Below are 23,664 nucleotides of genomic sequence, written 5' to 3'. Positions count from 1 at the left end.
CTTACAATACCTTAAAATCATATATCCCTGAATCTGAAGTATTTCCGTTACTATCTGTAGTGACAACTCTCCAGAAGTAAGTATTCCCAGATGTTACATCAACTGTCACTTCCATAGTTGCAGCATCATCAATAGTTTGGAGTAAGTTCGGCGGATTTTGTTCAGAAAAATATACCTCAAAGCTTGTTATATCATCTTCTACATCTGCTCCCATCCATCTAAGTACTATTTGATTAGCTTCATTGGCCTGTACCGTACTACCAGAAACGGGAGTGATAATCTGAGCAGGAAACGGAGCATAGTTAATTTGTGGTCCCGCATTGTAAAACAGCCAATTTTCACTGGTTGCGGTAACATCGGTATTTGAATTAAAGGAAGTTACCGTCCAAGAAAAAGGAGCACCTTTTTGTATTGACAAACTTGCTGATGTGCTACTCACCGTAATTGTTTGTGGTGTATTGGTATTCAGATTCACCACACTTAAAACATACGTCTCCGTATTAGCTGAAGGCTGCCATTCAAAAGTTACTTGGCTTAAAGTCTCATTCACACTTATACCTGTAGTACATTCAGAATTTTGTAATGGAAAAACCAATATAGCTCCCTCCGGATTTCTTGGCGGGTCATCTTTTTTGCAAGAAATTATAAACAGCAATAGCAGTATGGCAAAATTCTTCAACTTCATTTTTTCAACACTTTAAATTCTTCTTTAAAGTTCCTTCCTTCTATTTTTAGAAAATATATTCCTATTGGAAAAGTATCAAACTCTAACTCCAACATAGAGCCTTCTACTCTTTCACTTTTCAGGTATACTAAACGTCCATTGGCATCAAAAAGTCTTACAATAACATTATCGACTTCGTTGTTCAATAAGACATTTAAACGTTCTTGAACTGGGTTGGGATAAATCTCAGTGGACGAGGAAATAAAAAACGTTTCTTCAAAACTTCCTTGGCATGGAAGATTTGTAAAAACTTTAAGCTTATTTGTACCTGGCAAAAGATCTATTTTTATTTCAGAATCTTCAGTTTGAGTGACCACACCATTAACCTCAACATTATACAAAGTACCTCCTTGAAGGCTGATAATAGCTTCTGATGAATTCTCTAAAATGACCGAGTCTACCATAAGAATTTCAGGCTCATCTATCTGTATATCAAAACAACTTTCTTCAAACGTGATTGTTCCATTATACCCAGTAATACATAATTGATAAGTGCCTCCCAAAAGGTTTTCAAATTCAAACACATCCGTAAAATCTCCATTGAAACTGCCATTATCACCAACTAAAGTTGCGGAATACGAAATAGAGTCATCTACTGCATCAATTTCAATTAACCCGTCATTGTTATTTCTGCAAGATTCGCTTTGTGCTTTTATGCTGAAATTATCAGCCGCAAATCTATAAATAGGACATCCTGTAACATCTACCTCAACTCCTTTTGGAGTACCCAAACATAAATCATCCCCATCATCAAAAACCCCATCTTCATCTTCATCTGGGCGTAAAATACCTTCAACACAAAGTGCTAGAGAAAAAGAATCCAATGAGCCTCCGTCCCCATTGGCCGTATCTTGAATTTCCAAAACCCAATCCCCTAAAGAAGACTCTCCATTAAAGGAAGCTAAAGAACCCAAGGGCATTATTGTTCCGCTAATTGCCGGAGAAGTATTAGAACAGCTGATAGGAAGACCATCATCATCAAAAATTGCAGTAATATTATTTAGATTACCACAGTTTTTAGACAAAAGTGTAATAGTTGTGCCTGAGGGAGAAGTAAGCTTAATTATTAAATCTTCTAGAAAAGAATGCGAAATATCTAAATTCACATTTAAATCTGAAATGGGCAAATCTTGTAAAACACTTATTGTAGCCGTTATTGTGGATGCATTACCTGTTGAAATCTCAATAGGCAATCCTTGTCCATCTATATTAGTACACGTTATTGGGGAAGTGGTAAAACTAAATGGAGTTCCAAAACTTCCTATTCCACAATCATTTCTAGGCCTAACCCTCCAAAAATAAGTGGTTTCAGAAAGTAAGCTATTAGGCTGATAAAATTCAAAATCGACAGTAGCCGATTCTACTATGTTAGTGAAACCAACATCAGTAGCAATCTCAATATCATATTGTGTACTATTTGGTTCAAATTGCCATTCCAATCGGGGGTTAATACGAGTATTGGTTTCTAAATCGCTGGGAGAAAGCAGTGTAACATCGCCAAAGCTTGTGTTAAATATATTTAGGTCAATTGTATTTTCAACGGTAAGCCCTGTAGCCGCACCTCTAATAGTAATTGGATAACTCCCAATTGCAACACTTCCTGTATTGGAGAAAGTTAAAGTTATAGCTGTATTATTTGACGATGCGCTAGCGGGAGAAAAATCTACCGATAGACCCGGAGGAGTATTAATTGCGCTAAAAGTAACTTCTTCACTAAAACCACCATAGGTTTCAAACGTAAAAGGAATTATTACATCATCGGGTTGACAAGTTTCAAAATCTAAATCCTGAAAATTTAAAACTACTTGTGACTCTTGTATCGTAAAATTTGAGGAATTTACCGCAAAAAATATGTTATTTGCAGCCTTGACCATAATTCTTGCTTGGCTCGTGGCATCCCCAGGAATTTGAATAGCCGCACTACCAGTATTTGGAATATCATCTGCTATCAAAAAAGGAAATGTAAGCCCACCATCTACAGATAATAGCATATCTACTAATTGTGCATTTACTGGAGCATTATTGGTATTGGCAACATCCCAAGTAATTTGTTGAATACTACCAGCCAAATAAGTTTCATTGGTAGTTTGCGAAGTAATTACAAAAGGACCTGCAGCATTTACAGTGGTAACTTTTGTTAATTCTGAAGCTACTTGACCTCCTCCAACAGCATTGTCCCTTGCAGTGAAAGCAAAATTAAACTCTCGTTCAATCGTTGCTACAGTTTCCCAAGCCGAGCTTTCTGCTGGATTCGTTTGTGTTAGGTTTCCCTGCACGATACGTGATAATTTAGGGAAATATCTTTCAGGGCTTGTTGTCGGTTTTTGAGACCTGAAATTTGCTCCACTAACGTTTTCTGGCCCAAAAGTACTGGTGACCACTACCCCATCATCAATTTGTTCCCAAGTATAGGTCAAAACATCGCTTGCATCTGCATCCGTAACATCAGCGTCCAATACAAAGGCGGTCCCTTTGGGAATGATATAATCTGGCAACGGACTTATGACTGGTGGCAAATTTGTTAAAGAGACCGTTTGGCCACAACCTATGGTCTGTAAGTAATTGGTTATTTGTAAAATACTGTTATAGTGAAAATAATCGTCCCCGTTGGGTTCAACATCATTTCCTTCTACAATACCTGCGTAGCCCATGATTGTTGTTCCACTGGCAGGTTCCGCCTGTACTCCTGTATCCTCTGTTTCAAAAGACCAAGTGTGGTTAGCACCAAATTGGTGCCCCAGCTCATGCGAAACAAAATCAATGTCAAACAAATCACCTTGTGGGTCTACCCCAGAAGAGAAGGCACTTCCTTTTCGATTATCGGAACAAACGGAACCAATAAAACCAGCATTCCCATTATTTGGTCCATTTTGAAAAACGTGACCAACATCATAATTGGCCTCTCCTATTGTTGAAGTTAATGTGCTTTGCGCTTGGGCATTTAAGTTTCCTGTATACGGGTCTGTATCTGGGTCGGTAAAAATCACCAAATCATTGTTTGCTATGAGCTGTAAATGAACGCTTAAATCGGTCTCAAAGACTTCATTCACCCTGGTGAGGGTAGCATTTATAGCGGCAAGTGCATCAGCGATAGTGCCTCCATGATATTGTGTGTATTCACCAGTAGCAGAAATCGCAATTCTGTAGGTACGCAGGGTTTGGTCATCTACCAATGCCTTAGAAAAGATTCCCATGGAAATGCTATTTTTTTGAACGTCTTCGGTCTTACAGGTAAAACCATCTTTAGAAACTGCCCTACTCCTACCGCGATAAGCAATATAATTGTTGGATTTTTTTTCTTTCTCAATAAATGTCGCTTTGTTATCATCAGCTACGGAAATAAGCATTCCTTGAATACCATTTTGGGATGAACTAAAACGAATTTTATGTTTTCTATCCCTACTCCAACCCGTATATGATTTTATATTAGGGTATTTTTTTGCTAAGTCTGGATGAAAAATTGGGGTTTCTTTGACCGTGAAACCAATTAAATCTCCAGAGGCTTCGGGGAAATAAACTAATTTTTCTGAGGTTGGTTTTAAATCACTACGTAATTCCTTTTGAAACAACTTTTCTTCAAAAGTAAACATGGAAGATTTTTCAACTTTTGCATTACCTACATCCTGTGCTTTGGGCGCTATAGATTTCCAATAATTATCTTGGGACCATCCGCAAAAGACAACAAAAAATATGGATATTGATAAAACAAGATGTAATTTAGCTCTCATTCAAAAGGGGCGTATCGAATTCATAAATTTAAGTCTTTTTTATTTTTAGCATCCAGTGGAAAAAATCCAAGGAATTTCTAAATTCAAAAGTAAGCTTCCTACCGCGATAACCATAGGCACTTTCGATGGAGTGCACGTTGGTCACCGCCAAATACTCCAACGCCTCATAAATAATGCCAAAGAGGCCAATTACAATTCCGTACTACTCACTTTTTTCCCGCATCCAAGAATGGTATTGCAAAAAGAGAGTAACATTAAACTGCTGAATACCTTAGAAGAAAAGATAAAGATATTAGAAAGTTTAGGTTTGGATTATGTAATTGTACATCCGTTCACCAAAGAGTTTTCAAGGCTTTCAGCAATAGAATTTGTAAGGGATATTTTAGTAAATCAACTAAGTGTAAAAAAAGTGGTTATTGGGTATGACCATCGTTTTGGAAGAAATAGGAACGCAAACATCAATGACCTTATAGCATTTGGAAACACGTTGGATTTTGAGGTAGAAGAAATCTCTGCACAAGAGGTAGATGAGGTTTCTGTGAGTTCCACTAAAATTAGAACAGCACTTGAAGAGGGTAATATTACCACCGCAAATTCCTATCTGGGCTATCCTTTTATGCTTACTGGAAGTGTGGTTAGGGGTAAAGGCTTGGGTAGACAAATAGCATTCCCTACTGCAAACTTAAAAATAGCGGAAAGTTATAAACTCATTCCAAAAAGTGGCGTTTATGTGGCAAAGAGTATTATTGATGGTAATACCATTTATGGGATGATGAATATTGGTTTTAACCCTACTGTAGCCGGGAAAGAAAAAAGTATTGAAGTACACTTTTTTGACTTTAATCAAGACCTTTACGAAAAGAAGCTTAAAGTGGAGCTCTTGCACCATTTAAGGGATGAGCATAAGTTTGATTCCGTTGAGGATTTAAAGACACAGCTTTTAAAGGACAAGCAAACCTCGTTAGTCTTAATTACCAAGTAATGTTGAATCAATTTTTATTTAAGCGAATTGATAATGCACAGCTTATAGTATTCAGGGTTTTTTATGGCTTGTTGGTTTGTGCCGAATGTTTTGGAGCGATACTAACAGGTTGGGTAAAAAAAACATTTATAGAACCCAAATTCACTTTTTCTTTTATTGGTTTTGAATGGTTGCAGCCACTACCCGGAAATGGAATGTATGTCTACTTTTTTATTATGGGGCTTTGCGGGGTACTTATTACCATCGGCTATAAATACCGTTATAGTGCACTTACCTTTGCTTTTATGTGGGCAGGAGTATATTTAATGCAAAAAACCTCCTATAATAATCACTATTACCTATTAATGCTATTGGCATTTATCATGGCATTTCTCCCTGCCAATCGTAGCTTTTCCTTGGATACCAAACTAAACCCTTCTTTGGAAAAGGACAATATGTACAATTATGTCCGATGGATTATTATTTTACAACTTTTCATTGTTTACACATACGCTTCCATTGCAAAACTATATGGGGATTGGCTAGACTATAGTATTATTGAGATTTTGATGGCCAGTAAGAAAGATTATTTTCTGGTTGGTGAATTTTTACAACAAAGATGGGTTCATCAATGTATTGCTGTTTTCGGAATTCTTTTTGACCTTCTAATTATACCTGCTTTACTTTTTAAACCTACCCGTAAGATCGCTTTTGCCTTGTCCATCTTTTTTCATCTGTTTAATAGTTTTGTTTTTAGAATAGGCATTTTTCCATATCTGTCTTTGGCCTTTTGTGTTTTCTTCTTTGATCCTCAGACTATACGAAGCCTATTTCTTAGAAAAAAGAAGGTTTCTGTTCCCAAAACTAATAGTAAACCTCAAGACCATAAATTGGTATTGGTAGCGTTAAGCATTTACTTTTTGGTACAATTGGCACTACCATTACGTCACTATTTCATAAAAGATGATGTCCTATGGACAGAGGAAGGACATCGTTTAAGTTGGCGGATGATGTTGCGGAGCAGGACAGGAAGCATTCGTGTTTTTGTAGAAGATAAGAATACTGGAAAACGAGATCAGATTAAATTAGATGATTACCTAACCAAAAAGCAAAAACGAAAAGTTGGTTGTTACCCAGATTTTATCTGGCAATTTGCCCAACATTTAAAAATGGAAAATGCTGAAAAAGGAAAAGATGTTGGCGTTTATGTAATTAACAAGGTTCGGATCAATAAAGGAAAATACCATGAATTTATAGATCCCAATATTGATTTAGCCAACGTCCCATGGAAGCACTTTTCCCATAATGAGTGGATTTTACCCTCTAAAGAAGAATAAATTTCTTTCTAATCTTTGGTATTACTTTAAATTTGCTTCACCAAAATAAATTTCATGCTTCAGTTGCAAAGAATACGGGAACAAAAAGACGCTATCACTAAAGCGCTAAAAAAGCGAAATATAGATGCAGATGCGATGCTCAACGGTGTTTTACATTTAGATGAGAAACGTAGGGCAGTCCAAACAGAACTCGATAGCACTTTAGCAGAATCCAATAAACTTTCCAAAGAAATTGGAATGCTCTTTAAAAGTGGAAAAGCTGAAGAAGCCAATAAAATGAAGTCTTTGACCGCTAACCTAAAAGAGAATTCAAAAAAACTGGGGGAAGACTTAAATGGTATTGCAGAGGAATTAAAAAACTTATTATATCAAATCCCTAATGTCCCACATGATTCTGTACCAGCTGGGAATACTGATGAAGACAATGAAGAAATTTTTCGCGAAGGTGATATTCCAGAATTAATAGAAAACGCCTTACCACATTGGGAGTTGGCCAAAAAACATGACATCATTGATTTTGAGCTTGGGGTAAAAATTACTGGGGCTGGTTTCCCTGTATATAAAGGCAAAGGTGCCCGGTTACAGCGTGCTTTAATCGCTTATTTTTTGGATAAAAACACCGAAGCTGGTTATACTGAAATCCAAGTTCCACACTTGGTCAATGAAACCTCTGGTTATGGTACTGGACAATTACCGGACAAAGAAGGACAAATGTACCATGTGCAAGCAGATGATTTGTATTTGATTCCTACAGCGGAAGTCCCAGTCACTAATTTATTCCGTGATGAAATTGTAAAAACTGATGATTTCCCCATAACATACACAGGCTACACCCCTTGTTTTAGACGTGAAGCAGGAAGCTATGGCGCCCATGTGCGTGGGTTGAACAGACTGCATCAATTTGATAAAGTTGAAATTGTTCGTGTAGAACATCCAGAAAATTCTTATGCCGCTTTGGACGGGATGGTGGAACATGTAAAAAATATTCTTAGAGAATTAAAACTGCCATATCGTATCCTACGCCTGTGTGGTGGCGATTTAGGTTTTACTGCCGCACTCACTTTTGATTTTGAAGTCTTCTCAACTGCCCAAGACCGTTGGTTGGAAATCAGCTCTGCATCTAATTTTGAAGCCTACCAAGCAAACCGTTTAAAGCTCCGTTTTAAAGATGAAAATGGCAAAAACCAATTGGCACATACGTTGAATGGAAGTTCCTTGGCGCTACCACGTGTTCTTGCAGGAATTTTAGAAAACTACCAAACCGCAGACGCGATTCAAATTCCAGAGGTTTTAGTACCGTATTGTGGGTTTGATAGTATTTGACGCTAATACTGAACATAAGAAAAAAGGGTTTATACGGATTATTTGACCATACGGTTAAATTATTTGGTAAGGCAGAAGGCGTTTAACATTGGGGTCTGCCGGCGTGTAACCTGCAACTAACTTGAAATTCCATTTTTTCTTATCTTGTAAAGACAATCAAAAAACCAAAACATTATGAGTTGGAAAAATTTATTCGACAAAGAAGAATGTCAAGAAACAATTGGCCGTATTAACAAACTAACTCCAGATACACAAAGGCTTTGGGGTAAAATGGACGTAGCACAGATGATGGCACACTGCAATGTGGCTTACGAAATACCGTATACGGACAAACATCCTAAACCTAATGCTTTTGCCAAGGTCATGGTGAAATTATTTGCTAAAAACACGGTCATTGGAGATAAGCCGTATAAAAAGAATATTCCCACTTCACCTATTTTCAAAATTACAACAGAAAAGAATTTTGAAGTAGAGAAAAAACGATTAGTGGACTACCTAAAAAAAACACAGGAATTAGGTGCAGCACACTTTAATGGATTGGAAAATCCTGCTTTTGGAAATTTGACCGACAACCAATGGAACACGCTTTTTTCAAAACATTTGGACCATCATTTAAGGCAGTTTGGGGTTTAAAATACTAAAGAAGCAATTTCCTTATCACTTCTATAAAAACCATAGTCAATCAAATACATTTTAAGAAAAACTTTGAGAACAGATATCTAGTTCCAGAATCACTTAACACCTAAGATCAGTTTTCTGGGTTTTCTAGGTAGTGCGCTACATCATCTTTTTTACTTAGTACTTCAAGCTTTGCTCTAGAAGATTTTCTGATAAAACAATAATCTTTTGCAGACGGCTAGTTTGAAAAAACAGTTACCCTCTAGCTGCGATTTATAGCTAAAAATTCCAAGAATACACTTACTAAAGTAGACTATATCACAAACTGTGAAATAATATTAAGCGCAAGGAGGATTTATTAAATAGTCGATAGATTTTATTATATTTCAATACAAATCGGTCTCATACACTATAACTCCTAAACTACATTTACAAGTATTCTGTTTAATGTTACAAGTGAACACAACATAGAAGATATATGAAGTTAATTTTAAAACTAAAATTAGGTTTTACCATCATTTTTCTTTTTACCTTGTTAGAATCTTGTAAAGAGGAAACGCTAAAAGTGGTCACAGTTGCCGATTTCTCAGAGTTTATATCCAGTACCGAATACGTTACAGATGCAGAAAAATATGGATGGTCTTTTGTTCAACTAACCGTTTATGATTACAAAATAGTGAATGGGGCAAATTGGAGGTTTCCTAATGGGGTTGATAAAGCAAAACCAGATATGCCAGTTACACAGATTAGTTATAAAGATGCTCTTGTTTATTGTGAATGGCTGAGATGTAAAATACCGAGCTATGAAGAGTATTGGACATATGTAAAACAAGACAAAAGAGAAATTATTAAAGATTCGGATCAAATCTACCCAGCTAAAAGTGTAAATGTTGTTGGGAATACATGGGATATCACCAAATCAGGAAACCAAAAGGAAGAAATAAGATTGGCTGGAGGGTCTTACTTATGCAGTAAACATACTTGTGATGGGACCAATCCAAATAGAAAATTATACGTTAGTCGAGACACGGGAAATTCAAATATTGGATTTTCAATAATTCAATAAATTACGCTTATGAAAAAAATAATTCTAGTATTAGCCGGTATTGTGTGCCTATCTTCTGGTGAAATCAGTAAAGAAAAAAAGGAGCCAACTAAAAGACCCAATATTATTTTTATCATGTCTGATGATCATGCTTACCAGGCAATAAGTGCTTATGGAAGCAAATTAATCGAGACGCCCAATATTGATAGATTGGCCAACGAAGGAATGTTATTTTCAAATGCCTGTGTAACTAATTCCATTTGCGCACCCTCAAGAGCTACCATTCTTACAGGAAAACATAATCATATTAATGGTAAAATTGACAACCATTTTCCTTTTGATAGTACTCAGGTGACGTTCCCACAGATTTTCCAACGCAATGGATATAAAACTTCAATGTTTGGAAAACTTCATTTCGGCAACAATCCTAAAGGGTTGGACGAATTTAAGATTCTCCCAGGCCAGGGAAACTATATCAATCCCAAATTCATTACCAAAAATGGAGACACCATAGTAAAAGGCTATGTTACTGATATTGTTACAGATTTTGCTCTAAATTGGTTAAAAGAAGAATCAAATACCCAAGAGCCTTTTATGATGATGTACCTTCATAAAGCTCCTCATAGACCGTGGTGGCCGCGAGCAGATAAATTCAAAGAATTTAGCAAGAAAACTTTTCCGCTTCCCAAATCTTTATTTGATGACTATAAAAATAGAGGGACCGCAGCCAAGACAGCTGAAATGAGCATTTTTAACCATATGATGTATAGTCATGATAGTAAAATTAGGCCTGAAACATTAGTTGAAATGGGAGCCTTAGTTCAACCAAGCGTTAAGGAATATGAAAATGGCTTTTATGGACCATACAATCGAGCTACGGAGAATCAAAAAAGTGAGTATAAACCTACCTTAGATTCTATTAATAATTTTTTCTTAAAAAACTGGCCAAAAATGTCAGATAAGGAAAAAATGGAATGGAAATACCAAAGGTACATGCAAGACTATCTAGGAACTATATCATCAGTTGATGATAATGTTGGCAGATTATTGGATTACCTAGATGAAAGCGGCTTAGCTGAAAATACAATAGTCGTTTATACTTCCGACCAAGGTTTTTTCTTAGGAGAACATGGTTGGTTTGATAAACGATTTATTTATAATGAATCCTTTAAAACGCCCTTACTGGTAAAATGGCCTGGAGTTGTAAAACCAGGGACAGTGGAAAATGAAATGGTGCAAAATCTTGATTTTGCCCAAACAATGTTAGAGGCAGCTCAAATAAACCCTCCTCAAGATATGCAAGGTGAAAGTTTAGTGTCCCTATTGAAAGGTGATAGGGAAAAATGGGATAGAGAAGCAGTTTATTATCATTACTATGAGTATCCTTCAGTGCATATGGTAAAACGTCATTACGGTATTGTTACAAAAGAGTTTAAACTTGCTCATTTTTACTATGATATCGATGAATGGGAATTATACGACCGCTTAAATGACCCTAATGAAATGAACAATGTTTACCATAATCCAAAATATTCTAAAACTGTAAAAAAATTAAAGAAGGAACTGAATATTCTAAGGACCAAATATGGAGATTCAAAAGAACAAGATCAGAAATTCATTGATATGTATGAAGGAAAATAAAACGGCATCAAGAAGAAGTGGCTTTCATCTTTAAGAATTACTGGTCGAAAAATATAGAAGTAATGGTTTAAAGTTTCTTTCTTAAGTAGACAAATAACTCTTGCTTGTTATCATCTTTAATATAGTATATCATTTCTTTGTTAGCTCTATTATTAAAATAAGCTTATGAAAATTCTCACACTTTTATTGCTATTCTATAAAACACTTAATCCCATAATTTCGGAATCACTTAACACGTTAGGTCTGTTTTGTACATTATATTTGGGTAATGCGTTATTTATTTAGCTTCTTATGCTTCTTTTTTATTGTTTCCATCAATGGACAAGAAGATTTTTTGGCCAAACAATACTTCAGTGACGGTGAATTTGAAAAAGCTGTTGTCTTTTATGAAAAACTAGTCGAAAAAAATCCTAGACGTACAGATTATTCCGAAGCTCTTATTGCCTGTTACCAACAATTGGAACGTTATGAGAATGCTGAAGCTTTTCTTTTGGACAAAATAAAACAGGAGTTTACCTTTCCTACGTTTTACATAGAATTAGGATATAATTATACACTTCAAGATCAACCCCAAAAGGCTCAAGAATACTATCAAAAAGCAATAAACACTTTAGGGGAAAATCCGAATTTTGGATATAGTGTGGGCTATCGTTTTCAAAAATATGCCTTGTTGGATGAAGCTGTTGCTGCCTACTCCAAAGCAATGCAGTTAAAACCCGAACTTAATTATGATTTTCAATTAGCTAGGATTTATGGAGAGAAAGGTGATATTGAAAAAATGTTCACCTCGTATCTAAAACTCATTTATGAAGGAAAGTCTTCCCGCTCCAATGTGTTACGAAATGTGGATGATTTTATTACGGAAGACCCCACTAATGAAAACAATGGTATTCTTAGAAAAGTCTTGCTACAAAGTGCCCAAAAGAATCCTGATGTTCTTTGGAACGAGTTATTGAGTTGGCTTTTTGTCCAACAAAAGCAATATAAAAGTGCCTTTGCGCAGGAAAAGGCTATTTTTAAAAGAACAGATGGGCTTTCCTTTGATAGATTGAAAAACTTAGGGGAAATAGCACAGGAAAGTGATGATATAGAAACTGCCAAAACAGTTTTTGAATACATTAAAGACAAGGCTACTGAGCCTGCTATCAAATTAAATGCACAACTTAGTTTAATAGATATTGATTTATTAAATGCTAACGGAAAAAAATTAAATACCATAGAAAAAGAATTTGAGTCCTTAATGGAAGACTATGGCTATCAAGGTAAAACGCTCCAACTACAAATAGCTTATGCCAATTTTTTAACCTTTAAGAAAGAAAAACCAGAGCCAGCCATCGCCATACTTAAAAAAGGATTGGATTTGCCATTGAGCAGGTTTGGAAAAGCATATGTAAAATTAGCGCTGGGAGATATTTTGGTATATGATAAAAAATTCAATGAGGCCTTAATTTACTTCTCACAGATACAAAAAAGCCTAAAAAACGATGTGCTTGGTCAAGACGCACGTTTTAAAGTGGCCCAAACCAGTTTCTACAAAGGGGATTTTGACTGGGCTTTGACCCAGTTGAAAGTGTTGCGTGGCTCAACCTCACAATTGATTGCCAATGATGCTATGCAATTGAGTCTTTTAATTTCAGATAATTCTTTGGAGGATTCTACCCAAACCGCCTTAAAAAAATATGCCAGTGCAGATTTATTGGCTTATCAAAACAAAACGCAACAAGCTATTGATGGCTTAGAAGATATTTTACAAAATCACAAAGGTGAAAAAATTGAAGATGAGGCTTTGTTAAGGCAGGCAGAGCTTTTGGAGTCCCAAAAAAAATACGATGCTGCCAAGTTCAATTATCAAAAGATTGTAGAATTTTATTCCTCGGGAATTTTAGCAGATGATGCCCACTTTGCTTTGGGCCAGTTATATCAAAACATTTTAAATGAGCCAGAAAAAGCAAAGCCTCATTACGAGAAAATCATTTACAATTACCAAGACAGTTATTATTTTCCCCAAGCACGTAAAAATTTCCGAAAGTTACGAGGGGATTTAGTCAATTAATCGGTATTATTGAATAGATACTGCTATTCTGTTTATTCAGTACTAATAAAATCAATAAAATTGGAAGGAATTATTTATAATGTGACCATTAACATTGATGAAAGTGTTCATGAAGAATGGCTTACTTGGATGAAGAAAAAACATATTCCTGATATGTTGGATACCAAAAAATTTAGTACGGCAAAAATGTGCAAAGTACTAATAGAAGAAGAGATGGGTGGTACCACATACTCTGTCCAATATACTACCAAAAATATGACAACCCTTCAAAAATACTATGAGGAAGATGCAGGCCGCATGCGAGCTGAAGGGATGAGGCTTTTTCCAAATAAGTTTGTTGCTTTTAGAACAGAGATGGAAATTATAAACGATAGCTGCTCTTAGCTTAATCTACAGACAGTTACTACAATCAAAATTGCTCATGGCAAAGATGCGAAATCAAAAAAGCACCTATAAAAAGCATAAGTGGGCTGCAAATGAGCAAAACACTACTTCGGTTAAGGCCAAAAAACACTTGGGACAGCATTTTCTTAAGGATGAAAAAATAGCACAACAAATTGCAGACACACTTTCTTTAGAGGGTTATAATAATGTTATTGAAGTAGGTCCGGGAACTGGTGTATTGACCAAATATCTTTTAATGCGAGATATGGATTTGGTCGCTATGGATTTGGATGCTGAATCCATTGTATACCTTAATCACAGTTTTCCATTGGAACACCCAAAAGTTTTGCAACAGAATAGTAGATTAAATGTACTTGAGGCGGACTTTCTAAAATTTGACCTTAAGCAATTGTACGGTGATGAACAGTTTGCCGTTACAGGTAATTTTCCCTACAATATTTCCACTCAAATTGTTTTTAAGATGCTTGAAATGCGCCAGCAGGTTCCAGAATTCTCTGGAATGTTCCAAAAAGAGGTAGCACAGCGTATTTGCGAAAAAGAAGGCAACAAAACCTATGGTATCTTATCTGTTTTGGTTCAAGCCTTTTACGATGCTGAGTATCTGTTTACAGTACATCCACAGGTTTTTGACCCACCGCCCAAAGTACAATCTGGAGTATTAAAACTGACTAGAAAAAAGGATTTCCGCCTGGACTGTGATGAAAAATTACTATTTAAAGTGGTAAAAGCAGCATTCAATCAACGAAGAAAAACATTGCGTAATAGCCTTAAAACCTTTAGTCTCTCTGATAATCTCAAAGAAGATACTATATTTGACCGACGCCCAGAACAGATGGCTGTCAAGGATTTTATTTCATTGACTAAGCGAATAGCAGATGACTCCGTTTAAACTCACAGATGAGCTAATAGCAGACATACAACTACTGATCAAGAATCAGAAGGATGGTGATTTGCGAAAAATGATGAAAGAATTTCATTATGCAGATGTCGCTGAAATTGCAAATGAATTGGAGGAAGAAGAGGCTACTTATCTCATTAAGCTTCTTAATAGTGAGAAAACTTCCGATGTGCTTACCGAGTTGGATGAGGATGTTCGTGAGGCAATTTTAAACAACTTGTCCCCAAAGGAGATTGCTGGTGAGATTGAGGAATTGGATACCGATGACGCTGCAGATATTGTGGGGGAACTTCCCAAGGAAATCATACAAGAGGTCATCTCAGAAATCGAAGATAAGGAACATGCAAAAGATATTGTTGACCTGCTCCGGTATGATGAAGATTCTGCAGGTGGTCTAATGGCAAAAGAGCTGGTAAAAGTCAAAGAGAATTGGACCGTAACCACATGCGTTAAAGAAATGCGTGCCCAGGCAGAAAATGTAACTAGGGTACACTCCATTTATGTGGTAGACGCCGATGATAAATTAAAAGGGAGGCTCTCTCTAAAAGATTTACTAACCACTTCTCCAAAAGCACATATTAGAGACGTTTATATCCCAAAAGTAGATTCGGTCAATGTAAATGAGAAACCTGAAGAAGTTGCTAAAATCATGTCCAAATATGATTTAGAAGCTATCCCGGTTGTTGATGAGATTGGAAGACTAGTTGGTAGAATTACTATTGATGATATTGTAGATGTTATCCGTGAAGAAGCTGATAAAGATTACCAAATGGCAGCGGGTATTTCACAAGATGTTGAAGCAGATGACAGTATTTGGGAATTAACCAGAGCCCGATTGCCTTGGCTAGTCCTAGGTCTTTTTGGTGGTGCTGCAGCTGCTGTAATCATGGGCGGTTTTGAAGAAATGTTCCGCAAATACACGGTCCTTTTCCTATTTACACCATTAATTGCTGCGATGGCAGGTAACGTCGGTGTACAATCAAGTGCCATTATAGTTCAAGGCTTAGCAAATGATGATATTAAAGGTAGTATTGGCAATAGATTGGTAAAAGAAATGCTTTTGGCCCTATTGAACGGCGTAATACTATCCGCATTGTTATTGCTTTTTACTTGGATTTGGAAAGGTGATTTTTACACAGCTCTTGCTATTTCTACCTCACTAATTGCGGTTATTGTGGTAGCTGGTTTTATAGGTACGTTTACGCCGTTATTTCTTCACAAAAGAGGGATTGACCCTGCCATAGCAACCGGTCCATTTATTACCACGAGCAATGATATTTTTGGAATTTTAATTTACTTTATGATTGCCAAAATGATTTTAGGCATTTAAATTTTTCAACTATGAAATCCATCAACCTTAAAGAAAAACACAGTTTGTTTTCCAAACAATGGCATCCACACCAAATTGCTATTGTAGACGATATGCAGGTAATACTGGCAAAAATTAAAGGTGAATTTGTATGGCATGCCCATGAAAATGAGGATGAACTATTTCAAGTTTTAAAAGGCACACTATACATGAAGTTTAGGGATAGAACAGAAATTGTAAATGAGGGTGAGATTATTGTTGTTCCCAAAGGCGTGGAGCATTGTCCATCGACCCAGAATGACGAGGAAGTCCACCTTTTACTTTTTGAGAAACAAAATACAGCACATACCGGAGCAGTTGAACATGAAATGACACAAACCCACTATCCAAAAATATAAGGGTATTGTATATTTGAATTTATGAAAGTCCTCCACCTAGATACCAATCATCCCCTTTTAATAGAACAATTCGCTGAGCTTGGTTTTGAAAATCATGAAGATTATACTTCGTCCAAAGAAGAAGTCGAGAAAAAAATGAAGGATTATGACGGTATTGTTATTCGCAGTCGTTTTCCCATTGATGCCAATTTTTTGGATGCTGCCACCAACTTAAAATTCATAGGTCGTGTTGGGGCTGGTATGGAAAATATAGATGTCCGCTATGCCAAACAAAAAAACATTTTCTTGGCAAATGCTCCAGAAGGAAACAGAAATGCAGTTGCCGAACATAGTTTGGGTATGTTGTTATCCTTAATGAACCAAATGCACAAAGCCCATCGTGAAGTACGGAAGGGCAAATGGGACCGTGAAGGAAATCGCGGAACTGAGCTGGATGGAAAAACTGTGGGGATTATTGGTTATGGAAATACAGGCAAAGCCTTCGCCAAAAAATTACAAGGATTTGATGTGGAAATTATTTGCTACGATATTATTGGCGGTGTTGGTGACGACAATGCCCGCCAAGTAGGCATATTGGAACTTCAGCAAAAGTCAGATGTGATAAGTCTACATGTTCCCCAAACAGAGCTTACCGTGGGAATGGTTAATACCGAATTTATTGAAGCATTCCAAAAGCCATTTTGGCTATTGAACACTGCTCGTGGAAAGTGCGTGGTCACCAAAGATTTGGTAAAAGGCTTAGAGTCTAAAAAAGTTTTAGGTGCTGGATTGGATGTATTGGAATATGAAAAAAAGTCTTTTGACTTTGAGGACTGGTTTTTGAACAAGCCAAAACCATTCAAATATCTTCGTAAAGCCTCCAATGTATTACTTACCCCACATGTTGCAGGTTGGACAATTGAAAGCAAAGAAAAACTGGCACAAACTATAGTGGACAAAATCAAAGCTGAATTTTGCTAAATTTAGCTGTGAAGAAAACTATTTTTGTATTTTCTGGTATTATAATTGCCTTACTTGTGTTGTTTCAATTAAGCAAGTATTCCTATGCAACTGGCGACCTTTCGATTGAAATTATTATTGCAATAATTGCCATTAGCTTCCTGTGTCTCGGAATTTATTTAAACAAAAAAAGCCTTCATAGGACCAGTCCCCAAGTAGACGAAATCAATTTAGAAAAAATAGAAAAACTTGGTATTAGTAAAAGAGAATATGAGGTTTTGGTTGAAATTTCAAAAGGGCTTTCGAACAAAGAGATTGCTGAAAAACTATTTGTAACTGAAAGTACCATCAAGACCCATGTTTCAAATTTATTGGTCAAATTAGATTCAAAAAGACGAACCCAGGCCATACAAAAAGCAAAAGAACTCCATATTATCTCCACTTAACCAACAGTTTACGACTTAAGTATGAATGATTTAGTACTTTAGTATGAATACAGTTTTTAGACTAAAATCTATTTTTGAGGAAAGTATTAAAACTAAAAACTTATGAAAAAAACAGTATTACGATACGGGATTTATGGAGCAATAACCATCTGTATTCTCTTTCTTTTAGGATGGTTCATTGGTGAAAATCTTGATTATTCTTCTCAGGAAATAATAGGTTACGCCTCAATGATAGTGTCATTGAGCTTTGTCTTTTTTGGAATAAAACACTTTAGGGATAAGGAAAACGAAGGTCAAATTAGTTTTAAAAAAGCCTTTATCATTGGCCTACTTATAAGCTTAATTACAGCTATTGCATTTGGTCTTATAGACGTTCTTTACATAAAAGTGCTTAATCCAAATTTTGCCGCTGACTATTATGCCAATGCTGTAGAAACTATGAGGAATTCCGTGCCAGCAGCAGAGTTTGAAGCCAAGTTGGCTGAGCTTGAATCACAAAAGGAAATGTTTTCAGACCCGTTTTTTACCTTTTTCCTAATGGCTTCCACAGTTTTTATAATTGGTTTGATTATTTCACTAATTTCTTCATTGGTTTTACAACGCAAATAAAATTAAGTTATGACTATAGATGCCAAATCAGTAGATGAATATATCTCAAAACTACCCGAAGACCGAATAGCAGCTGTCTCCAAATTACGAGATACAGTTAAAAATAACCTCCCCAAAGGTTTTGAAGAATGTATCAGTTATAAAATGATTGGATATGTGGTACCGCATACGCTATATCCAGCTGGTTATCACTGCGATACTAAACTACCTTTACCATTTATAAATATCGCTTCACAGAAAAATTTTGTTGCACTTTACCATTCTGGTATTTATGCCGACAAAAATTTATTGGACTGGTTCGTTGGTGAATATCCAAAACATGTGAAAACAAAATTGGATATGGGAAAAAGCTGTGTAAGGTTTAAAAAAGTAGAAAATATCCCCTATGAATTAATAGCTAAACTTTGTCAAAAAATCACTGTTCAAGATTGGATTGATCTTTATGAAAAAAATATAGGTAGAAAATAAACATATAAACAGATTCGCATTTTCATGGGAATTAAAAATAAACATTCATGAAGAATAGAGTAACCGGTTTAGGTGGATTTTTCTTTAAAACAAAGAATCCAGATAAGATTAAAGATTGGTATAAAAACCATTTGGGTTTAAACACGGACAGATATGGCTGTACATTTTGGTGGAAAGATAAAGAAGGGAATGATTGCTCTACACAGTGGAGCCCTATGAATGAGGATACTAAATATTTTCAACCAAGTGAGAAGCAATTTATGATGAATTTTCGTGTAGAAAATTTAAAAGAACTTTTAATTGAGCTAGAAAAAGAAGGGGTAACTATTGTAGGTGAAGTTGAGGAATATGAATATGGAAAATTTGGTTGGATTTTAGATCCAGAAGGCAATAAACTGGAGCTTTGGGAACCTGTTGATAAAGCTTTTTTATAACTAAAAAAATATTTGCTACTTTTAAATCTCATTTAACCAACAAATTATAATCATGTCAGAAGAAAACAAAGATTTAGGTGATAAGGCTAAAGAAGCAGCAGGTGATTTTGCCGACGAAGCCAAAAAAACGGCAGATGAATTCAGTGATGGATTGAATAAAGCTGTAGGAGGTAATGATAATAAGAAAATATTAGCAGGGATTCTTGCTATTATTTTAGGTTCCCTCGGAGTTCATAAGTTTATTTTAGGATACCAAAAGGAAGGTTTTATTCTCTTAGGAGTTACTGTAGTAGGTATGGTTTTAAGCTGTGTTGGAATAGGTGTTTTTGTAGTTTGGGCAACAGGATTGATAGGTCTTATTGAAGGCATCATTTACCTTACTAAATCAGATGAAGAATTTTACAACACATATCAGGCAGGCAAAAAGCCTTGGTTCTAAAAAATTTAGGTCAGAAAATTACTTCTGGCCTTTTTTATTTAAATATATCATCGTAATATTGCAATATTAAAATTAGATAATCGTTGGGAGCAACTAAAACACATATATTCTCTATTCCACAAAATGAGCTGGCACAGGCTGCTAAAGTTTTGGCACATCCAGCTCGTATTGCCATTCTGGATTATATAAGCAAACAAGAAAATTGTATTTGCACAGACTTAGTTGATGTAATAGGATTAGCACAGCCAACGATATCCCAACACTTGAACGAAATAAAGAAAATAGGGCTTCTGAAAGGAACTTTTGAAGGCAAAAACTTATGCTACTGCATCAACAAAGAAAAGTGGACAGAACTCCAATTCTTTTTCAATTCCTTTTTTTCAAATATTAATCAAAATTGCTGCTAATCATGCAAACAAATGAATTTTTAAAATTACTTAGCAATCATAAAGACAAAGAACTTCTTTTTGAATATGAACCAGGAGCTTTTGTAGGTGCCAATTATCACATTACAGAAGTAAAAAACACTATTATTGACAGTGTGGATTGTGGTGCTGGAGTCGATTTTTGGAAAGAAACTATAATTCAACTATGGGAAAGCCCTACAGAAAAGAAAAAAACCTCTTTTATGTCTGCTTACAAAGCTTTGGGAATATTAAACAAAGTAAATTCCATAAAGCCAATGATTAAAGATGCAGAAGTTAAGTTTGAATATAGTAATGCTAACTTTCATACAGCACAGTTGTTTGTAGATGATTACGCATGGAACAATGATAAAATTATTTTTAAGCTCTCTGTCAAAAAAACTGACTGTAAGGCTAAAGAGACCTGTGGAGTACCGGTAGAGGCTGAGGTAACAGTTGAATCTAGTTGTGCTCCTGGGAGTGGTTGTTGTTAACAAAGCTATCCGCCGATGACAATTAGGGATATGAATAAGAAGGACTGGTCTGAAGTAGCAAAAATCTACTTGGAAGGAATTTCTACCGGTTATGCAACTTTTGAGACTTCGGTTCCCGATTTTAATAGTTGGGATAGAGCCCATATTACAGCATGTAGACTTATTGCAGAAAAGAACTCCAAAATTTTAGGTTGGGCAGCTCTTTCCCCTGTCTCCAGTAGATGTGTATATGGCGGCATAGGTGAAGTTAGCGTTTACATCGCTTCAGATTCCAGAAGTTTAGGTGTTGGAAGGGCACTATTGCTTAAACTTATTGAAGAAAGTGAGAAAGAAGGATACTGGACCATTCAATCTGGGATATTTCCTGAAAACATAGCAAGTATTAAGTTACATGAAAAAGTAGGTTTTCGTTTTATTGGAAAACGAGAGAAAGTGGGGAAAACCAAAGATGGTATTTGGAAAGACAACCTATTATTTGAAAAACGAAGCAAAACTATAGGAACATAAAATAGAACATGGAAACAAAAAAAGTGACCTTATTTCCTAAAATAACAACAACAATTCAATTGCTCAAAGTTGAAGATATCTCTACTGAGAGAAAGCAAATTTTACAACCACTTATTGATTATTTAAAAGCTAAAATCTCCAATGGGGAACCTATTCTACTTAATTTCATTTGCACACATAACTCCAGACGAAGCCATCTCTCACAAGTTTGGGCACAAACTTTAGCAGATTACTTTGACTTAAAAAATGTGAATTGCTATTCAGGTGGCACAGAGGCAACAGCACTTTTCCCAATGGCTGCTGAAACTTTAAAAAATACTGGTTTTGAGATAAAAAAGCTATCGGAAACCAAGAACCCAATCTACAGCATCAAATACGCTCAAAATAATCATCCGATTATTGGTTTTTCTAAAACCTATGACGATTCTTTTAATCCAAAGTCAGGTTTTGGAGCTATTATGACCTGTGACTCTGCCAATGAGGCATGCCCAATGGTGTTAGGTGCAGAAAAACGATTCCCAATTACTTATAATGACCCTAAAGCTTTTGATGATACTCCTCTACAAGCTGAAAAATACCGAGAAAGAAGCATTCAAATAGCGAGTGAACTGTTCTATGTATTTAGCAAATCAATATTGTAAAATATTATTTTGAGGCCTCAGCATGCTTTCGTTCCAGCTCTGCTTGAAACTCTTCCATTACTGGTTTTACGGTACTTTCTGGCAAGTCTGCTATTCTAATATACATTAATCCATCTACGGAGTTATTAAACAATGGATCAACATTAAAAGCAACAACTTTAGCATTTTGTTTAATGTATTTCTTTATTAAAACCGGCAACCGTAAGCTGCCAGGTTCTACTTCTTCAATTAATTTATCGAACTTATTTAAATCTGCCTGCGTTTCATCAAACACAAACTCTTTGTCTGCATCTTTCAATTTAACTTTAAACTCCTTCTTGGGGTAAATGTATTGAGCAACGTAGGGATCCCAGTAATGGGATTTCATAAACTCAATCATCAAAGACTTAGAAAAATTTGAAAACTGATTGCTTATACTGACCCCACCTATCAAATATTTGTGTTCTGGATAACGTAACGTCGTATGCACAATTCCTTTCCAAAGTAAAAATAATGGCATTGGTTTTTGTTGATACTCCTTTACAATATATGCTCTTCCCATTTCTATGGATTTGGACATCATGCCATACAATTCGGGTTCAAAGCGAAATAAATCTTGCAGGTAAAAACCATCTATTCCATGGTCTTTAAAAATCTGCGAACCCAACCCCATACGATAAGCCCCAACGATTTCTTTATCAGTGTCGTCCCATAGAAAAAGATGGTGATAATAGGAGTCAAACTTGTCCAAATCAATCGCATTATTGGTTCCCTCTCCTATTGCCCTAAACGTAACTTCGCGTTGGCGACCTATCTCTTTTAGTATAAAAGGCATATCATGCTCTTGAGCTAAGAAAACCTCATAATTTTTACTTTGTAGCAAACGGCATTCTTTTTCACGAAGCTTCTCAATCTCTCCTTGAATAACTTCGGTACGCACTGCTGATGCTATCTTTTTAGGTGATTTAGGTATTTTTAATGTACTGGGGACTTTGTCCAATAAACTTTCTTTCTCAAAGGCGTTAGCAAGTAAATATGTTTTTTTTCTAAGTAATTCTATAAAACCTTCCAAAGTCTCTTCCTCTTTCTGCATTTTTACAGAAATTGGCTGCCCTATTCTAACTTTAATGGGCCTTCTATTCTGTGTGGTTACCTCTGAAGGGAGTTTTGCCGTTCTAAAAACATCATTGATTTTTGAAAGACGATAAAACAATCTACTGTTCTTAGCATGAAAATAGATGGGGACTACGGGAACCTCTGCTTTCCTAATTAATTTTAAAGCTGCCTCTTCCCATGGCCTATCCACTACTAATTTACCATCTCGATAAGTGGAAACTTCACCAGCAGGAAAAATACCAAGTGGATGCCCATCACGAATATGCCTTATTGCATTTTTAAAACCGGTAATACTACTTTTGGCATCTTTGTGTTCTTCGAAAGGATTTACTGGCAAAATAAATTGTTTCATCGGTTCTATGCGATGTAACAAAAAATTAGCTATTATTTTAAAATCAGAACGATGCTGAATCATCAGCTTTAAAAGTAGTACGCCATCAATGCCTCCAAGTGGATGATTGGAAATTGTAATAAAAGAACCGTCTTTGGGCAGTCTTTTGAAATCTTCTTCAGGTATCTCAAAATCTATTTCGTAGTGGTCAAGAATTTCTTCTAAAAAACGAGTGCCTTCTAAATCTTTATTGTCGTCATAAAAACGGTTGATGGAACTGATTTTGGTCACAACCATAAGCAACCAACCAATAAAAGTTCCTAAAAAGCCAAGCTTATGTACATTTAAAACTTTTGCAACCTCTTTCGCAGATACCAACCCCATTAATACAAAATTTTGGTATTGGTAAATATAGGA

General features: G+C 35.8%; 24 protein-coding genes. 21 read left to right on the top strand and 3 right to left on the bottom strand.

All coding sequences use genetic code 11. The features are described 5' to 3' along the window. Position 1 precedes the first annotated feature (1 nt). Positions 2-685 carry a hypothetical protein gene (locus tag AACP56_RS08730; RefSeq protein WP_339338185.1) on the bottom strand — a complete coding sequence of 228 codons (684 nt, stop codon included), beginning with the start codon at positions 683-685 and terminating at the stop codon, positions 2-4. Next, positions 682-4,452: a reprolysin-like metallopeptidase gene (locus AACP56_RS08725; RefSeq protein WP_339338187.1), complete on the bottom strand. Its 3,771-nt coding sequence runs from the start codon at positions 4,450-4,452 to the stop codon at positions 682-684. The genes AACP56_RS08730 and AACP56_RS08725 overlap by 4 nt, the downstream gene beginning before the upstream one ends. Positions 4,453-4,507: 55 nt before the next feature. Here AACP56_RS08725 and AACP56_RS08720 point away from each other — a divergent pair, with 55 nt between their 5' ends. From AACP56_RS08720 to AACP56_RS08620, 21 genes are all read left to right on the top strand, one after another. Then, positions 4,508-5,434, top strand: a complete 927-nt coding sequence (locus AACP56_RS08720) for a bifunctional riboflavin kinase/FAD synthetase (protein ID WP_339338189.1) — start codon at positions 4,508-4,510, stop codon at positions 5,432-5,434. Then, complete coding sequence (locus tag AACP56_RS08715; protein WP_339338192.1) at positions 5,434-6,750, top strand: HTTM domain-containing protein; 1,317 nt, start codon at positions 5,434-5,436, stop codon at positions 6,748-6,750. The genes AACP56_RS08720 and AACP56_RS08715 overlap by 1 nt, the downstream gene beginning before the upstream one ends. A gap of 54 nt (positions 6,751-6,804) precedes the next feature. Next, positions 6,805-8,073: a serine--tRNA ligase gene (serS, locus tag AACP56_RS08710; RefSeq protein WP_339338194.1), complete on the top strand. Its 1,269-nt coding sequence runs from the start codon at positions 6,805-6,807 to the stop codon at positions 8,071-8,073. Positions 8,074-8,247: 174 nt separating this feature from the next. Next, a complete protein-coding gene (locus tag AACP56_RS08705; RefSeq protein WP_339338196.1) occupies positions 8,248-8,706 on the top strand; it encodes a DUF1569 domain-containing protein in 459 nt (152 codons plus the stop codon). A 463-nt stretch (positions 8,707-9,169) separates the two neighbouring features. Further along, positions 9,170-9,757 carry an SUMF1/EgtB/PvdO family nonheme iron enzyme gene (locus tag AACP56_RS08700; protein ID WP_339338198.1) on the top strand — a complete coding sequence of 196 codons (588 nt, stop codon included), beginning with the start codon at positions 9,170-9,172 and terminating at the stop codon, positions 9,755-9,757. 9 nt (positions 9,758-9,766) lie between these two features. Next, positions 9,767-11,377 (top strand): sulfatase family protein, encoded by a 1,611-nt coding sequence (locus tag AACP56_RS08695; RefSeq protein ID WP_339338200.1) that lies wholly within the window; start codon positions 9,767-9,769, stop codon positions 11,375-11,377. 268 nt (positions 11,378-11,645) lie between these two features. Beyond that, positions 11,646-13,430 carry a tetratricopeptide repeat protein gene (locus AACP56_RS08690; protein ID WP_339338202.1) on the top strand — a complete coding sequence of 595 codons (1,785 nt, stop codon included), beginning with the start codon at positions 11,646-11,648 and terminating at the stop codon, positions 13,428-13,430. A gap of 60 nt (positions 13,431-13,490) precedes the next feature. Beyond that, complete coding sequence (locus AACP56_RS08685; protein WP_339338204.1) at positions 13,491-13,814, top strand: DUF4286 family protein; 324 nt, start codon at positions 13,491-13,493, stop codon at positions 13,812-13,814. 37 nt (positions 13,815-13,851) lie between these two features. Further along, positions 13,852-14,724: a 16S rRNA (adenine(1518)-N(6)/adenine(1519)-N(6))-dimethyltransferase RsmA gene (gene rsmA / locus AACP56_RS08680; protein WP_339338206.1), complete on the top strand. Its 873-nt coding sequence runs from the start codon at positions 13,852-13,854 to the stop codon at positions 14,722-14,724. After that, on the top strand, positions 14,711-16,063 hold the full coding sequence (gene mgtE, locus AACP56_RS08675; protein WP_339338208.1) for a magnesium transporter: 1,353 nt from the start codon (positions 14,711-14,713) through the stop codon (positions 16,061-16,063). Before rsmA ends, mgtE begins: the two co-directional genes overlap by 14 nt. Before the next feature lie 11 nt (positions 16,064-16,074). Beyond that, on the top strand, positions 16,075-16,440 hold the full coding sequence (locus tag AACP56_RS08670) for a cupin domain-containing protein (protein ID WP_339338210.1): 366 nt from the start codon (positions 16,075-16,077) through the stop codon (positions 16,438-16,440). A 21-nt stretch (positions 16,441-16,461) separates the two neighbouring features. Next, positions 16,462-17,400 (top strand): 2-hydroxyacid dehydrogenase, encoded by a 939-nt coding sequence (locus AACP56_RS08665; RefSeq protein ID WP_339338212.1) that lies wholly within the window; start codon positions 16,462-16,464, stop codon positions 17,398-17,400. Positions 17,401-17,408: 8 nt separating this feature from the next. Continuing rightward, a complete protein-coding gene (locus AACP56_RS08660; protein ID WP_339338214.1) occupies positions 17,409-17,825 on the top strand; it encodes a response regulator transcription factor in 417 nt (138 codons plus the stop codon). Positions 17,826-17,927: 102 nt separating this feature from the next. After that, positions 17,928-18,434, top strand: a complete 507-nt coding sequence (locus tag AACP56_RS08655) for a DUF4199 domain-containing protein (protein WP_339338216.1) — start codon at positions 17,928-17,930, stop codon at positions 18,432-18,434. Between the two features lie 9 nt (positions 18,435-18,443). Then, positions 18,444-18,902 carry a DUF1801 domain-containing protein gene (locus tag AACP56_RS08650; protein WP_339338218.1) on the top strand — a complete coding sequence of 153 codons (459 nt, stop codon included), beginning with the start codon at positions 18,444-18,446 and terminating at the stop codon, positions 18,900-18,902. Between the two features lie 47 nt (positions 18,903-18,949). Then, on the top strand, positions 18,950-19,336 hold the full coding sequence (locus AACP56_RS08645; RefSeq protein ID WP_339338220.1) for a VOC family protein: 387 nt from the start codon (positions 18,950-18,952) through the stop codon (positions 19,334-19,336). Between the two features lie 52 nt (positions 19,337-19,388). After that, positions 19,389-19,775: a TM2 domain-containing protein gene (locus tag AACP56_RS08640; protein WP_339338222.1), complete on the top strand. Its 387-nt coding sequence runs from the start codon at positions 19,389-19,391 to the stop codon at positions 19,773-19,775. 83 nt (positions 19,776-19,858) lie between these two features. Then, positions 19,859-20,182, top strand: coding sequence for an ArsR/SmtB family transcription factor (locus AACP56_RS08635; protein ID WP_339338224.1), 324 nt, complete (start codon positions 19,859-19,861; stop codon positions 20,180-20,182). Positions 20,183-20,184: 2 nt separating this feature from the next. After that, on the top strand, positions 20,185-20,673 hold the full coding sequence (locus AACP56_RS08630) for a DUF6428 family protein (RefSeq protein WP_339338226.1): 489 nt from the start codon (positions 20,185-20,187) through the stop codon (positions 20,671-20,673). A gap of 30 nt (positions 20,674-20,703) precedes the next feature. Continuing rightward, positions 20,704-21,180: a GNAT family N-acetyltransferase gene (locus tag AACP56_RS08625; RefSeq protein WP_339338228.1), complete on the top strand. Its 477-nt coding sequence runs from the start codon at positions 20,704-20,706 to the stop codon at positions 21,178-21,180. Positions 21,181-21,188: 8 nt separating this feature from the next. After that, entirely contained in the window at positions 21,189-21,821 is a 633-nt protein-coding gene (locus AACP56_RS08620) for a protein-tyrosine-phosphatase (RefSeq protein WP_339338230.1), read from the top strand. Between the two features lie 4 nt (positions 21,822-21,825). On the opposite strand, the gene AACP56_RS08615 is transcribed toward AACP56_RS08620, so the two are convergent. Next, the gene (locus tag AACP56_RS08615; protein ID WP_339338232.1) at positions 21,826-23,631 is read right to left on the bottom strand and encodes a lysophospholipid acyltransferase family protein; all 1,806 of its coding nucleotides are present in this window, start codon (positions 23,629-23,631) and stop codon (positions 21,826-21,828) included. Positions 23,632-23,664: the final 33 nt, after the last annotated feature.

The sequence above is a fragment of the Croceitalea sp. MTPC6 genome, from assembly GCF_036985525.1.
GTDB lineage: Bacteria > Bacteroidota > Bacteroidia > Flavobacteriales > Flavobacteriaceae > Croceitalea.
The sequence above is the reverse complement of the archived record's forward strand: the minus strand, read 5'-3'. Positions and strand labels throughout refer to the sequence as shown.

Excerpts from the sequence above, each read along its gene's own strand:
- AACP56_RS08730 (WP_339338185.1), bottom strand. The coding sequence starts at position 685 with ATGAAGTTGAAGAATTTTGCCATACTGCTATTGCTGTTTATAATTTCT.
- AACP56_RS08725 (WP_339338187.1), bottom strand. The coding sequence starts at position 4,452 with ATGAGAGCTAAATTACATCTTGTTTTATCAATATCCATATTTTTTGTT.
- AACP56_RS08715 (WP_339338192.1), top strand. The coding sequence starts at position 5,434 with ATGTTGAATCAATTTTTATTTAAGCGAATTGATAATGCACAGCTTATA.
- serS (WP_339338194.1), top strand. The coding sequence starts at position 6,805 with ATGCTTCAGTTGCAAAGAATACGGGAACAAAAAGACGCTATCACTAAA.
- AACP56_RS08705 (WP_339338196.1), top strand. The coding sequence starts at position 8,248 with ATGAGTTGGAAAAATTTATTCGACAAAGAAGAATGTCAAGAAACAATT.
- AACP56_RS08700 (WP_339338198.1), top strand. The coding sequence starts at position 9,170 with ATGAAGTTAATTTTAAAACTAAAATTAGGTTTTACCATCATTTTTCTT.
- AACP56_RS08695 (WP_339338200.1), top strand. The coding sequence starts at position 9,767 with ATGAAAAAAATAATTCTAGTATTAGCCGGTATTGTGTGCCTATCTTCT.
- AACP56_RS08690 (WP_339338202.1), top strand. The coding sequence starts at position 11,646 with ATGCGTTATTTATTTAGCTTCTTATGCTTCTTTTTTATTGTTTCCATC.
- rsmA (WP_339338206.1), top strand. The coding sequence starts at position 13,852 with ATGGCAAAGATGCGAAATCAAAAAAGCACCTATAAAAAGCATAAGTGG.
- mgtE (WP_339338208.1), top strand. The coding sequence starts at position 14,711 with ATGACTCCGTTTAAACTCACAGATGAGCTAATAGCAGACATACAACTA.
- AACP56_RS08670 (WP_339338210.1), top strand. The coding sequence starts at position 16,075 with ATGAAATCCATCAACCTTAAAGAAAAACACAGTTTGTTTTCCAAACAA.
- AACP56_RS08665 (WP_339338212.1), top strand. The coding sequence starts at position 16,462 with ATGAAAGTCCTCCACCTAGATACCAATCATCCCCTTTTAATAGAACAA.
- AACP56_RS08655 (WP_339338216.1), top strand. The coding sequence starts at position 17,928 with ATGAAAAAAACAGTATTACGATACGGGATTTATGGAGCAATAACCATC.
- AACP56_RS08650 (WP_339338218.1), top strand. The coding sequence starts at position 18,444 with ATGACTATAGATGCCAAATCAGTAGATGAATATATCTCAAAACTACCC.
- AACP56_RS08645 (WP_339338220.1), top strand. The coding sequence starts at position 18,950 with ATGAAGAATAGAGTAACCGGTTTAGGTGGATTTTTCTTTAAAACAAAG.
- AACP56_RS08640 (WP_339338222.1), top strand. The coding sequence starts at position 19,389 with ATGTCAGAAGAAAACAAAGATTTAGGTGATAAGGCTAAAGAAGCAGCA.
- AACP56_RS08630 (WP_339338226.1), top strand. The coding sequence starts at position 20,185 with ATGCAAACAAATGAATTTTTAAAATTACTTAGCAATCATAAAGACAAA.
- AACP56_RS08625 (WP_339338228.1), top strand. The coding sequence starts at position 20,704 with ATGAATAAGAAGGACTGGTCTGAAGTAGCAAAAATCTACTTGGAAGGA.
- AACP56_RS08620 (WP_339338230.1), top strand. The coding sequence starts at position 21,189 with ATGGAAACAAAAAAAGTGACCTTATTTCCTAAAATAACAACAACAATT.
- AACP56_RS08615 (WP_339338232.1), bottom strand. The coding sequence starts at position 23,631 with ATGGGGTTGGTATCTGCGAAAGAGGTTGCAAAAGTTTTAAATGTACAT.